The 13,518-nt window shown below is 60.5% G+C and carries 10 protein-coding genes; 4 read left to right on the top strand and 6 right to left on the bottom strand.

Annotation, left to right across the window (positions count from 1 at the left end):
• Nucleotide 1 precedes the first annotated feature (1 nt).
• Entirely contained in the window at nucleotides 2-2,806 is a 2,805-nt protein-coding gene (locus G4Y73_RS03175; RefSeq protein WP_164229298.1) for a serine/threonine-protein kinase, read from the top strand.
• Nucleotides 2,807-2,948: 142 nt separating this feature from the next.
• Here the strand turns inward: G4Y73_RS03175 and G4Y73_RS03170 are convergent, their stop codons facing one another.
• Nucleotides 2,949-5,531: an N-acetylmuramoyl-L-alanine amidase gene (locus tag G4Y73_RS03170; protein WP_164229296.1), complete on the bottom strand. Its 2,583-nt coding sequence runs from the start codon at nucleotides 5,529-5,531 to the stop codon at nucleotides 2,949-2,951.
• Nucleotides 5,532-5,735: 204 nt separating this feature from the next.
• Here G4Y73_RS03170 and G4Y73_RS03165 point away from each other — a divergent pair, with 204 nt between their 5' ends.
• A complete protein-coding gene (locus tag G4Y73_RS03165; RefSeq protein WP_164229294.1) occupies nucleotides 5,736-7,034 on the top strand; it encodes an APC family permease in 1,299 nt (432 codons plus the stop codon).
• Between the two features lie 39 nt (nucleotides 7,035-7,073).
• Here the strand turns inward: G4Y73_RS03165 and G4Y73_RS03160 are convergent, their stop codons facing one another.
• The 3 genes from G4Y73_RS03160 to G4Y73_RS03150 form a co-directional block, all read right to left on the bottom strand.
• Nucleotides 7,074-7,904, bottom strand: coding sequence for an SDR family oxidoreductase (locus G4Y73_RS03160; protein WP_164229292.1), 831 nt, complete (start codon nucleotides 7,902-7,904; stop codon nucleotides 7,074-7,076).
• A 22-nt stretch (nucleotides 7,905-7,926) separates the two neighbouring features.
• Entirely contained in the window at nucleotides 7,927-9,201 is a 1,275-nt protein-coding gene (locus G4Y73_RS03155) for an MFS transporter (RefSeq protein WP_164229289.1), read from the bottom strand.
• 135 nt (nucleotides 9,202-9,336) lie between these two features.
• Nucleotides 9,337-9,894, bottom strand: coding sequence for a DUF305 domain-containing protein (locus tag G4Y73_RS03150; RefSeq protein WP_164229287.1), 558 nt, complete (start codon nucleotides 9,892-9,894; stop codon nucleotides 9,337-9,339).
• Nucleotides 9,895-10,154: 260 nt separating this feature from the next.
• On the opposite strand from G4Y73_RS03150, the gene G4Y73_RS03145 reads away from it, so the two are divergent.
• Nucleotides 10,155-10,430, top strand: a complete 276-nt coding sequence (locus tag G4Y73_RS03145) for a DUF883 family protein (protein ID WP_164229285.1) — start codon at nucleotides 10,155-10,157, stop codon at nucleotides 10,428-10,430.
• 28 nt (nucleotides 10,431-10,458) lie between these two features.
• Nucleotides 10,459-10,935: a hypothetical protein gene (locus tag G4Y73_RS03140; RefSeq protein WP_164229283.1), complete on the top strand. Its 477-nt coding sequence runs from the start codon at nucleotides 10,459-10,461 to the stop codon at nucleotides 10,933-10,935.
• Nucleotides 10,936-10,945: 10 nt separating this feature from the next.
• On the opposite strand, the gene G4Y73_RS03135 is transcribed toward G4Y73_RS03140, so the two are convergent.
• Together G4Y73_RS03135 and G4Y73_RS03130 are read right to left on the bottom strand one after the other, a co-directional pair.
• The gene (locus tag G4Y73_RS03135) at nucleotides 10,946-12,421 is read right to left on the bottom strand and encodes a DedA family protein (protein WP_164229281.1); all 1,476 of its coding nucleotides are present in this window, start codon (nucleotides 12,419-12,421) and stop codon (nucleotides 10,946-10,948) included.
• Between the two features lie 110 nt (nucleotides 12,422-12,531).
• Nucleotides 12,532-13,389 carry a neutral zinc metallopeptidase gene (locus G4Y73_RS03130; protein WP_164229279.1) on the bottom strand — a complete coding sequence of 286 codons (858 nt, stop codon included), beginning with the start codon at nucleotides 13,387-13,389 and terminating at the stop codon, nucleotides 12,532-12,534.
• Between the last annotated feature and the right edge of the window lie 129 nt (nucleotides 13,390-13,518).

Here is a 13,518-nt window from a genome sequence, read left to right as displayed (position 1 = left end):
AATGAGCAAGCAGGGCAACGGGGATTTTGAAACGGGTGGCGGCCTTCGCCTCTTTCTCGAGATGGCCGGATCGGATGGCCAGGCCCTGATAGACCGAACACTGGGGAACTACCGCATCACGGCACTGATCGCTGAGGGCGGAATGAGCCGAGTCTATCGGGCCGAGCGCATCGACGGAAGCTTCAGCCGCGACGTGGCGATCAAGTTATCGCCTGCCAGCTCGATGAATCCGGAATACCGGGAACGCTTCCTGCGCGAACAAAGTGTGCTCGCCTCGCTCAACCACCCGAATATCGGCCAACTCTATGATGCCCAGGTCACCGAGGAAGGCTGGCCATACATCGTGATGGAACTGATCGATGGCGTACCAGTCGATGAGTGGTGTCAAACTAATCGCGCGAGCCCGAAAACAATCGTCCGGATGATGATTGGCGTTGTGGAAGCACTGGCCTACGCCCATGCCCGACTGATCGTACACCGGGACATCAAACCTTCCAATGTACTTGTCAATTCCGAGGGGCAGCCAAAACTGCTGGACTTCGGAATCGCGAAGGATCTGCAATCAGATTTCACCGACGCTGGCCAGATCACCCCAATGACGCCGCGCTATGCCAGTCCGGAACAGCTGCTAGGGAAGGAAATCACGGTCGGTTCCGATATCTATCAGCTGGGCTTTCTGCTTCTGGAGTTGCTCACCGGAGAATCTCAAAAGCTGTATGACGATCTTTCGGATGCGATTACGCGGGCTGCCAATCGGCAGGAGGTGACACTTCCGGAGTCGGTAAGGACGAAGCTTCCCGATGAGTTGCTTCTGATCATCGAAAAATGTCTCCGGGCGTCCCCGAATGAGCGATACCGGGACGCAAACGCACTGAAAGGCGACCTGGAAGCCTGGCTGGGCGGTTTCCCGATCAGCGCCGCCAGACCGGGAACCGGATATCGACTACGCAAGCTCGCGGCCAGAAACAAGGCGGCTAGCCTGGTCTCCGCACTATCGGTGGCAATCATTCTGGTCAGCGGACTGTGGTACACCCACTCATTATCCGAAGCACGAATGCTTGCCGAACAACGTGCGGAGACATCCAACCGCGTCCTTCAGGCCATGTCGGACCTGGTCTCGGAGACTTTCACGGGCCTCATCGACGCCAATGCCGAACGTCAATCCGGCGGCGCCGCCCATGTTCATGCCCTCCTGGAGGAGGCTGTCGCGGTCGTGCGCCGCGAGCTTTCCACGGAATCCGGCGCTCGCGCGGAGCTGCTCCGCGTTCAAGGCACTATTGAAATGGTGCTCGGCGATCTACACGCGGCCAGGGCGACCCTGGAAGAGGCCGCCCAACTGGTCGACCACTCCGAATCGCCTGAAACTGCATTCCAAATTCTACTGGACCGGCTTGACCTGGCCAGTCGCGGCATCGAAGTGGATGCAATGCGCGAGTTGCTCGACGACGCATCAGCACTCGTCGAGCGCCATGACTTCGATGTGGGCCTTCTGGCGCGCTACCATATCGAGCGCGGGAACATCCTCCAGGCCGAGCAAGAGCACGATGATGCCATCGCTCGCTTCAACGAAGCTCTTGCATTGCTCGAACAATCACAACCCCGCGACTATCGGACAATCGCCGACACCCACCGCGAGATTGCCTTTACTTACAGCAATTCGCACAGACACGAAGAAGCGATCGAGCATGCGAGTCGTGCCGTGGCGATCTTGGAGGAGCACATCAGTCCGGCCACTCACCTGTTGATCCATCCACTGCGCCAGATCGGCTGGTCTCGACTCGCACTCCACAAAATCGACGAAGCACGTGAACCGATCGAGCGCGCCCTGTTCATCGCCCGCGCCAATTTCGGAGAGCTGCACAGCGATGTCGCTGCGGCCTACGCCACCTTGGCCACGCTCTCATATCGGAATCGGCAGTTCGAAGATGCCATCCATAACTTCAATGAACACGTTCGGATCACTTCCGAAGTGGAGGGGGCAGACTCGGCGAATCTTTTGACTTCATATGCCAGCCTGGGAGTCATGCACGCTGACATCGGCCAGATGGATCAGGCCGCTCGCTACAACCGACTTGTACTGGAATCCGTGGACCCGGAGAAGCCCGAAAGCCGCCTCTACAGAGCCTCGACATTGAGCAATGAAGCTCGTCGGCTGTTTGCCATAGGTGATTACGATGCCTCAGTCGAGAGTTACGAAACGGCACTTGACATAGCCCGTGAGATCTACGAGCCCGACGCATTCCAACTTTTCGAATGGCAGCAGAATATGAGCCTGGGACTGCTTCGCGCGGGGCGCATCGAAGCAGCCCGGTCGAAGTTCATCGAAAACCTCAGGTTATACGGTGAGTCGAGAGGGATCGATAGCGAATTTTACAAGTCCTGGCAGTGGAACGGTTGGGAATTTGACCTATTGGAAGGTAATCTGGATGCAGCCCGGAAGAAGCTCGAGCAATCCATCCAGGGGAAGGTTGAGCGCGGCGATATTGGTGTAATCTACTGGGCCGAACAGCTAGCAACGCTCGCCTCGATCTGCATGCAACAAGACGATATGCCCTGCGCACGCCAGGCGCTGGACTGGGCCGCCCAAGGCGCCGAATTATCACCCACCCACCCCTGGGCATATTTCGTGCAGATCGTCGAGGCAGAGTACTGGAGTCATGAGGGCAATGACCAACGTGCCGCTGAACTGGCCGGCCGGGCACTCGAAGGTCTTACGGAAAAGTACCCCCTGCACACCGATCGTATTGATCGCGCCCAGGCGCTCCTGGAGCAAGTGAAACATAATTCGCGAATCACTCAGAATTAGGCAGGTTCAACGACTTTTTTGGGTCGCGCTGGCGCACTAGCGATTCCCCGATCAGAACAGTCAGGAAAAGGAAAAGCCGACTTCATTCAAGCAGCACCACCACTCCATCACTAATAGTTGTCGTCGCGCTAGATGCCACCGGTTACGGGCTAATCAGCGCCCCGTCTTCAAACCTGTCCTGGAAGATGGGCTTGTCGACAACTCTGAGGGTCAGGAGAATCCGTTCCATGAGGTCGGCTCGTTTTGTACCACTCACGATGGATTCGAAAGGCACCCCGAGCGTAAGAACCCGATAGTCCCCTGCGTCGTACTGAACGCAGGCATCGCCAATATCCAAGGGATACGATAAGCAGATTTGGGCACCATCCAGGGCGGGGGAGAGGACGTCGGGGTAGCGGACATCGTAAATCCCGTGACTTCCATCGTCGAATGTAAGCTCAAGGGCGTGGAATCGGGTGCCAGGTGCCCCGAATATTTCGTAAACTCCCGCATCATCAGCTACGTAGTTCGCGCCCAACACGTCCTCGAAGAAGGCCCGGTCAGCAGCCGAGCCCTTAAAATCAAGGTCCCATCCAAGGTTACTTCCCGACGCAAAGAACGAACCACCTTCGTTAAGATAGGAGGTCACGAAAGTCTGCTCCGTCGTGTCGAAAGTCTCGTCGGCCGTCGACTCTCGACCGAGGCTCCAGAAAATCGCATTGTAGGTTTCAGGGTCCAGTCCAACGCGACCATTGGTCACCGCCTCGTTGGAGGAGGAGTCGAATGAGACATTCCACGTTTTCAGGGCCTCCGCGTACTGGAGAAGGTAGTCGCCCCGATTCATCCGGTCGAGGTCCATTCGAAAGACCATTCCCAGAGCCGCGTAGTTCATATCCTCCAAGGGCATGAGGCTCCGCTCGAGACGATCGAACCCTTGCACAAGAAGGATCTTCGCGTCGGCCGCATGGGCGCTCCGCACGCTGAGAACCTCGGTGGGTAGCGATTCCCCGCCGGCGTTCACTGCGGTCAGCCTAAGGTACACAATCTCACCCGGCTCGGGAGGCGTGAGATCGAACTGGTTGCCGGACGTCTCGCCCGCAAGCCGAAACCCCTGGCCGTCGTCACTGATGTGGACTCGGTAGCTCGTAGCTGGATCGCCGAGCAGGTCCAGGTCGTCCGTGGGCGAGGACGACCAATCCACCCTAATCGTGCCGTCGGGGAGCCCTCTGGCCGAGAGCGCTTCCGGGGGCTCGGGAAGAAGTACAAAGGGAGCTCCATCACGGTTCGCAAAGTATTTCACGATCCCCTGGTAAATGCTCCGGGCGACCAGTCGGCGAAATCGTGGATCCGACATCGCCTCGGCGTCCTGCACGTTGCCATGGAATCCCAGGTAGATCATTGACGAAGGCATCTCATCGTTGTTGGCGGGATTCAATTCACCAAAGTAAGCTGAGGAGATCCCACGGTCGGCCCATGTCGAGTCCCAACCGGAGCGGAGGTCCGCGATGACCTCGTTGTGAATGGCGGTCATCAGCTCCACGGAACCCGGCGAGGATTGGGTAGGATCGTAGGTGCTGCCGTCCGGTGGATTGGCGCTGTAGACGAAACTCTCGGTCCCCCGAGCACCCTCATACCCGTGCGATCTGATCGACACGTAGACCGCGTCCTCACCATCCTGATTCTGCCAGGCGGCGTAGCGAGAACGAGGGGTCACGTCATTCACGGGGCTGAAGTCGTAGACAGACGACGGCGCCCCCATGAACTGCACGTAGGTTCGGGCGGCTTCTTCCCACCGCGGTTCTCCGGACACTTCAAAGAAATTTTGGCCCACAACGTCCCCCATTCCACCGCCGAAGCGGACCGCATCAAGACTCACGTTGGAGCCGGGCTCCGTCGAGTCATTGAGCAATGCGACCGATGCCCGGTCGGAAACGTCGGAATCGAACCAGGCTTCGAAGTGATAGCGTCCCAGGGAGATCCAGGTCGATCCATGACGCTGCTGGTCGATCCGGACGTGGGCCTCGCCGCCGGAGTGTGTGACGACGTAATGTACGTCGCTCGCACGGGATCCGTCGGAGAGATAGGAGACGTAGACCTCGTAATGGCCCGACTGGGGGAGAACCGGCGTCCAGGTCGCTCGCGCAGTTTCGGATGCTGCCGTCGTCAGGAGACGAGAGGTTCCTTCCGGTGCTTCGAAAGGGTTGGTGGTGGGGCTGTAAGGGGCCTGAAAGTTGTCGAACCCCCCCAAACCTGAACCGGTAAAAAGGCTGAGATCCCCTGACTCCGCGTACAGTCCATTGGAGGGAACATCATCGAGATCTCCATCGTCAACGATCACCATGGCAGTCTGGAGGTCCCGCTCTCGCACAGGAAAGACATAGGCGCCAGCGCGGGTCAGGTACTCGATCAGGTACTGGTTCACCATCTCGGCGTGGAGAAAGTCTTCAACAATGTTGTGGGTATTGCCTCGTTGGGTCCGCCAGATATCAGTCGAAGAGTCATCAATCCATCCGAGTCCCGGTGACAGATACACAAACTTCCCGGAGAGACTCCCAGCGGAACCTGCCACCGTTCGAAAGGTGCTATCGAGCGACCTTGCGTGGACCGGCTCTCCATGGCTCGAAGCATTCGGGCCCGGAAGGTTCATTGCCAGCGATGTAAATGTAAGACTGAAGACCACAGCGGCCAATAAAATCCTCACCGTCAACGATGTCCGGCGCCGAACTGGCTGTAGTCGGTTGTTCATTCTTCGACGATTCCGCCCATAGTCAAATCGAGTTTACCTCGATTGAACCGCACTACCGTTACTTACGCCAAACACCGTCGAAACCCGCCACACTGAAATCACCATGCGTGAAAACCAAGACCGTGAGACTAATACGCCCATCCTCTTTCAGCATGTCTCGCGACCTCCTGAGCTGGCTTCGGGTTTCGTGTCAGAATCCACTGCATGGAATCATCCCACCGTCCAGTAGATGAGGGCCTGGTACGCCGACTCGGAGCGCTCGGCATCGGCCTGCTGGCCTTGAACGGCATGATCGGAGCCGGCATTTTCGGAGTACCGGCCGGGGCCGCGGCCCTGACCGGGGCCTGGAGCCCGTTGGTCTTTGTTGCCTGCGCCTTGCTGCTGGGCGTGATCATGCTGTGCTTTGCCGAGATCGCCTCGCGCTTCGATCGCACCGGCGGACCCATCCTCTACATCGACACGGCTTTCGGACGCTTTGCCGGGTTCCAGACCGGCTGGGCCTTCTACATCGCGCGGCTGACCGCGTATGCGGCCAACCTGAACCTGCTCATCGTCTCGCTGGGCTACCTGTGGCCGGCCGCCGAAGAAGGCTGGATCCGGGTCGCACTGATGGCCGGTATTCTCGGCAGCCTGTGCTGGATCAATGTCACCGGCATCAAGCGCGCCGTGGGATCGCTCGGCGTGCTTACCGTACTGAAATTGATTCCGCTGATCAGCCTGGTCATCTTCGGCCTGGCCTGGCTGGCGCCGGCCGGCAGTTCCCTTGCCGGCCAGGCACCACCGGCGATCGGCGATTTCGCCACCGCTGCATTGCTGGTCATCTATGCCTTTGTCGGCTGGGAGTCGGCCCTGGTGCCAGCGGGCGAAGTCAGAAATCCGTCGCGCGCGATGCCGATGGCGTTGTTCGGCGCGCTCGGCGTGGCGACCGTTTTCTACGTACTGATCCAGGCCATCAGCGTGGCCGCCCTACCCGACCTGGCCGAATCCGAGCGCGCGCTGGTCGATGTGGCCGAAGTCTTGATGGGACCGGCCGGCGCGCTCTTGCTGACCATCGGCGTGGTGGTATCGGTGGGCGGCAATGTCGCCGGCACCATGATCTCCGCACCCCGCTTGACCTATGCGCTGGCGCGAGACGGCAACTTCCCGGCCTGGTTCGGGCGCGTTCATGCCGAGTATCACACGCCAGCCAATTCCATAATTTTCTTTACGGCACTGACCCTGCTGCTTTCGGTGTTTGGATCATTCGTCTGGCTGGCAGCCATGAGCGCGCTGGTGCGCGTCCTGATTTACATGGCCTGCATCGGCGCCATGCCGCGGCTTCGCGCCCAAGCTGCCGACAACAACTCCGCCAGCTTCCGTTTGCCCGGCGGCTGGCTCATTCCCGTCATTGCCTTCGCCGCCTGTAGCCTGCTACTGATCCAGATCAGCCTGCAATCGGTACTGGCCACGGCGCTCGTGCTGGCCGTCGGCACGGTTATTTACTGGCTGGCAAGACGAGACTGAAATGCAGGCCCGTTGTGTCGATCAAGAATCTCCGACTCCTTACTCCTGAAGAGCCAGATCGCCATACCAGTAAGCGGCCGTAACCCCGCCATCCATCAGGAAATCACTGCCGGAGATGAAGGCGCCCTCCGGCCCCATCAGCAGCGCCCCGACAGCCCCGACTTCATCAGGTGTACCGGCGCGACCGGCTGCGCAAACCTCGATCATGCGCTTGTAGCCCTGGCTGTTCGGGCCGCTCAACTCCTTCCTGGACAGCGGCGTAACGACAATGCCGGGGCTGACGGCGTTGACCCGCGCCCCACGCCTGGCCCACCGGACCGCCTCGGCCTGCACCCGAAGCGAGGCCCCGCGCTTGGCAATCTGGTAGGCCCGTAGCGAATCCGTTACCCGGTCGGGCTGCAGCATGGCGAGATCGAGCAGCTCGTCGGCCGGTGTTGTCGCCAAGGCACTGGTCTGTTCGGGCGTCAACGTCCCCAGCCTGTGCCCCGCTTGTGAGGAGACGACCAGACCCGATCCATTGCGGGCAATCACGTTGCCGAAGGCTTCCAGTACGACGGCCGTACCATACAGGTCAACCTTGAAAATGACGGCCGGTGGCGCATTCGAGGGAGAGACGCCGGCAGAGTGTATGACCCCGGTGATATCTCCAAGTCCCGCAGCCTCCTCGACCAGACCTGCAACAGATTCTCGAGAAGTGACATCCACGGTTGTCGGACGCACATCGAACCCGGCATCACCCATCACTTTCGCGACAGCCTCGGCATTTTCGCGATGCAAGTCGGCGAGCAACACCTTATTGCCTGCGCTGACGCGGCGCGCGATGGCTTGACCGATCGCTCCCGATCCGATGACTACGACGACGTCCGTCATGACCGCTCCCTATGATTGCTGATTACGGACTCCGGGCATTTCCGGTGGCAGGCCTGAGTGGCTCGCCATCCTCGCCCTGGAGCTGGTGATCGTATGCCGCCTGGAGACCGGTTTCGTCCTCTTCCTGTTCCTCCTCAGGCTCGTGCTCAATGTAGCGCGGGTAAAGCGGTGACAAAAGCGCCACCACGATGCCAATCGTGGAGAACATGGCAAACGCATCGGCATAACCGAATTCATTGACCAGCACACCGACCACGGGGGAACCGACCGCCTGCCCGAGCGCACAGGCCATGAATGGCAGCACTGGCCCCATCGAAAGTCGGCCCGGCAACAGGCGAATTCCGGTCAACAGGTAGAGCCCCGTCAGGCTCATGTAAGCCAGGCCGAAGACCAGCGCGGAAAACGCCGCGAGCACCAGCTGACCGGGGCTGGCGGCGAGCAGTGCCAGGCTCGCGGACATCATCATCAGCATCAGCGCGTGCGTAATGGGCGGATTGTTGCGATCGGCCAGGTCGGCTGCCACGGCGCCACCAAGACCTGCAATGCCGACCGCCAGCCACAGCCACCCGGTTGCGCCAGGCGGCAAACCGCCGAGACTGACCACCAGATCGGGCGCGAAGATCCAGTACGCCGCAGAGACGAAACCCATCACGAATGCAAACAGCGACAACCGGAACAGCCGCGACCATTGCAGGGCGCTGATCGGCGGCGGCGGCGCGGCATTGGCCGGCATGATCCGCGACACCGAGGGAATGAAGTACCACGCAGCAATCACACCGACACCCGCCAGGACCGCAAAGGATACGTACGCGAAACGCCAGGCACCGGACAGGAACAGGACCGCCGGGACGGCAACGGCCACACCGATGCTGGTACCTGCATTCATGACCGAGCTGACGCGCCCGTGCAATGAACGTTTCACCAGCGCCTGCATGGCAGCCGTGAGCGCCGGCATCATCAGGCCGGTGCAGACGCCGCAAGCGAACACCCCCAGGCCAAGCGACAGGGCACCGGAGGCCAGGCTGATCAGCACGAGGCCGACGACACCGAAACCACCCGACAGTACCGCCGTGTAGCGGGCACCGAGGCGATCGGCGGCGAGCGGCGCGACCAGCGTGGCCAGCAAGAAACTGATCAGTGGCAGCGCGCCGATGATGCCGATCACATCCGGCGTCAGCGCCAGGTCGGCGCGGATTGGAGGCACGAACAGCCCGAAGGCAAAGCGCGCGAGCCCATAGCTGATCGCGACCAGCGCTGCACCGAACAGCGCGAACCCTGTGCTTGAAAGTGACCTCATGTTGCCTCCGCCAGGCAAGCAAAAGTACTTTGCTCGACTACCTACTCGCTTGGTTTCAGTTCACCATACCAGTCAGTTGCCGTAACGCCGCTGACCCCTATCCAGCGCGCCACTCGCTCAAGAAGTTCCACCGCTTCACTGCACCGCCTTCTCGATCTCGCGCTGCATCTCCGGCGTCACTTCGGTGGATCGCGGGGCAAGCGCCTTTTCCTGACGCTCTCCATTCTGCTCAATATCCTCCAGGAGCAACTTCATCACTGCGATCTCGCGGACCTGAGCTGCAATGATTTCATCAGCCAGCTCGCGGACGCGTGGATCGCTGATGCTCGCCTTGCGCGAGTTGTTTATGGCAATCGAATGATGCGGAATCATGGATTTCATGAATTCGACATCCCCGATCAAAGATTGGCTTCTATTAATGTATAGAAACCCTGTCGCCAACAGCGCGGCTAATACGAGAACTCCAATTTTGGTTCCCAGCCCTTTGTACATAGACCACATGAAGGACAACATCACTACAGCCATGACGCACCCCATTACCAATGAAGCAATCAGGCGGTTCAGGCTCACGTATGCATGGTCGAGTGAGTAGACAAGCTGATACATCAGAAAGACCATGATGATCGTTGATGTTGCAATCATCGCCGCAAAACGGCCCCATCCCATCCCCGCCATTTCCTTTTGTTGATCCATACTAGTTCCTCCGTCGTGCATAAGACCCGGCCACGCGCTCAATCAGGCACTGGTCAATCAGGCTTCTCACCGACCACAGCGCGCGGGTAGCACCCCGCTCACCCGGTGGTCTGCTCGCCAGCCCACCGAACCATGCGAAGACGCAGCACCAGCCAAAGTAGCAGGTATACCCGGTTCTGCCCCGTTTGTCGCCCAGATTCTCGTCCGGTGTTATTCTATTCGAACGATTCTTTGTCAAATTACGCGTCACAGGAGGGCCCATGGCCACTGCAATGGACAAGGAACTCAAGGAGCTGAAGGAAGAGTATTCGTCCCTGAAGAGTGAGCTCTCGGAAATGAGAAAGACGGTTTCCAAGCTGGCACGGTCGGCTACCGACGAAGGCCGCGACCGAATTCGCGCCGCGGCCGATCAGTCGCGCGAACAGGCCCGCCAGAGTTGGAGCGCGTTCGAAAAGGAAGTCGAAGAACGCCCGATGACCAGCATGGCAGCGGCGCTCGGTCTCGGCATCATCCTCGGCAAGCTGCTCAGCCGCTGAAGCCGATTGCTGATTTCCGGAAAGTGCAATGCTGAAGAAGCTTAAGAAGCGCGTTGAAACCGGCGCGTTGGTGACGGCGTTGGTCGTACCCTTGGCGTTGTGCGTGTTCGCGTTTCTTGGCCTCGCCGGCTATTTCGCCTTCAGCGAGATCTTGCCGCCGAAACTGGCCGCGTTGGTAACGGCCGCCTGCGGCATCGTACTGATCGCTCTGATTCTGGTGATCGCGCGGATTGCCAACGCCAGCCGCGACGTTTCACCGAAATCAGGCGCTCGGTCGGATTCGGAGGACCTCGATCTTCGCGAAGATCTTGAGCAATTCCTGCGCGAACACGCCGATCCGGTGCTGAGCGAGTGGATCCGAAATCATCCGGACCGGGCAGCGCTTACGACGCTGGCGCTGGGCATTGCGGCCGGTTACAGCGACCGTTTCCGCCACGTGCTGATGGACCTGTATACGCGCTATTCAGAGTCCGAGTCCCTGCGTCGGTCGCAGCGCCAACGCTGAAGCGCTCGCATCACCCAAGCGGAGGCTCGTTCCTCCCACGCGATGGCGGATTGCCTGGCTCCGCCTCCTCCGGGGAAGAAGGCTCGGATCGCAAGGCAGTCCCGGGCAGTTCCAGCGCCGTCGCCCAGGCCATCCCCAGGGCCAGCCCCAGAGCGATTCCCGAAGGCGCTGCCCACCCGGCCACGACCGTTCCCAACCCTATTGTGAACAGGACGAACGTGCCGACCGCCGCACTTGCCACTGCACCGCCCCAATCCAGGATTCTGGCCGTCAGCGCGGTCATATGAACGAGCAGCACTGCTGAAACGGCAACCGGCACCGAGGGAAACTCCGCACCCGGAACGTGCCCTTCGAGCACGAAACGATCGAGGAAATAGGCGCCTCCCGCCGCGCCAACAACTCCGACGCCGATTCGGATCGACGCGACCCATCCTGCCCGCCACAACGCGAAGGCCATCAGCGGCACGGCCAGGCCGACGACTCCGGGCCAGTGAAATGCCAGCAGCACGCTCCGTGCAATCGAAACCGCCTCTTCGGTTCGGGTGTTGCCCATCCACTCGAGCACGGGAAAATCGATCAATGCCAGACCCCGAACCGCCTGAGTCTGACTGAACACCAGGCCGACACCCCCGATCGCCCCCACGAGGGCGAGAAAGCCCAGCGTCAGGCTCAGCCCCTGAGCCAACCGTGGGTCGAATCGTCGGTTTAGCCAGCGGAAACCGGGAGCGAGCGTACGTGCGATGCCCCGGGTACCGGTTACCCGCAGCGTCAGCCGGAACAAAGCCTCAACCCGACGCCGGTGTGCGGCGACGCGGGCGGCCACCCACCGAATGACTACGGCCAGAAGGAACAGAATCAGAACCAGCAGGGCAGCGGTTCCGCTCACCTCCTTGATGACGTCCCAGGACGCACCCAGAACGTATCCGAGCGTGGCATACACGAGGGCCCAGACCAGGCTCGCCGGCACATCGAGCAGCACGAACCGACGATAGCGAACCTCGGACGCGCCTGCGAGAAACGGCACGACGATTCGAGTCGGCGTGGATACCCGGCTCAGCGCAATGGCCCACTCCCCCCGTCGGTACATGAAGTCCTGCGTTCTCCGAATCGAAGGACCAAAAAATCTCTGCAGCGGAGCCCACCCCAACATTCCGGCTCCCCAGCGGCGACCCACGTAGAAACCGGTGGCGTTGCCCGCAATGGTCGCGAACACCACGACCCCCAGCAGAATATCCATCTCGACATGACCGCGCGATGCGAGGATCCCACCGGTCACGACGGCGAGTTCCCCCGGCGTCACGAATCCGAGGAAGAATGCACCCTCGGACCAGCAAAGCAGCCCGATCAGCAGGTAGACCGTGAAAGGGGGAAGCTCGAGTAGCGGCTGGAGGAGTTTGTCCATGAATCCAGGTCTGTCGGATGATGTCGTATAGGTCGAACCATCGGACGAGGTGCCCCGATCACCAGCACGATCGTTCAGCGCCACCCCCCATTGCCGAGTATAAACAAACTATTCTGACCCGGGGCAGCACCCTGTAGCTGAAATCAGGCTCGACCGAGAAAAGCCAGAATCGCGGGTGTTCGCCTGCCGGCTGGTCAAAGGGCGGTGGCTTCGAAGGTGTCGCAGCGCGTGGGTTCGCCGTGCTCGAAACCGGTTCGGAACCAGCGCACGCGCTGTCTGGCCGAGCCGTGCGTAAAGGCGTCTGGCACCACCACGCCGCGAGATTGCCGCTGAAGCCGATCGTCTCCGATGGCGCTGGCGGTTGCCAGCGCTTCTTCAACGTCACCGGCCTCCAGCCATTGATGACGATTCTGGGCATGATGGGCCCAGACCCCGGCATAGCAATCCGCCTGGAGTTCCTGGCGCACCAGCAGTCCACCGTCGCCGTCGATCTCGCGACCAGCACGTCGCGCGTCGTTAACGGCATCCGCCGACCCCGTGACCCCCTGCACGTGATGTCCGACTTCATGGGCAATCACATAGGCTTCGGCAAAGTCGCCACCGCCGCCAAGACGCCGCTCCATCTCGTCGAAAAACGACAGGTCGATGTAGACCTTGCGATCGCCGGGGCAGTAGAAGGGACCCATCGCGCTGCTTGCGCTGCCGCAAGCCGAACGCACCTGTCCCGTGAAAAGCACCAGCGTAGGCGCCGGGTAGATCGCGCCGCGTGATTCGAAGAGGACGCGCCAGACGTCTTCAGTCTCGCCAAGGATGGCGGCAACAAACTGGCTGTCCTCGTCGGTCGGATCGGGCGCAGACGCGCCTGGTGAATCATCGACCGTCGTCCGAGTCTCGGATACCAGGCCGAGCAGTTCCAGGGGATTCTGGCCGAAAAGCAGGCTGATCACGACCACGATTGCGATGCCACCGAGTCCAAGCCCACCGCCGGCCGCCACTCGACGGCCGCGACGATCCTCGACATTACGGCTCTTGCGTGCGCGTTCCCATTTCATTACTGCTTACGTCTGTACGACCTCCGGTGAACCCATACCAAGCTAAAGTCCGATCACCCGGTGGTCTGTACGCCACCACACCCAGAACCTGCAGAGCGTCCGCCAGCGACCTGCATTATGACTACCGCG

The sequence above is a fragment of the Wenzhouxiangella sp. XN201 genome, from assembly GCF_011008905.1.
Classification (GTDB): domain Bacteria; phylum Pseudomonadota; class Gammaproteobacteria; order Xanthomonadales; family Wenzhouxiangellaceae; genus Wenzhouxiangella.
The sequence above is the reverse complement of the archived record's forward strand: the minus strand, read 5'-3'. Positions and strand labels throughout refer to the sequence as shown.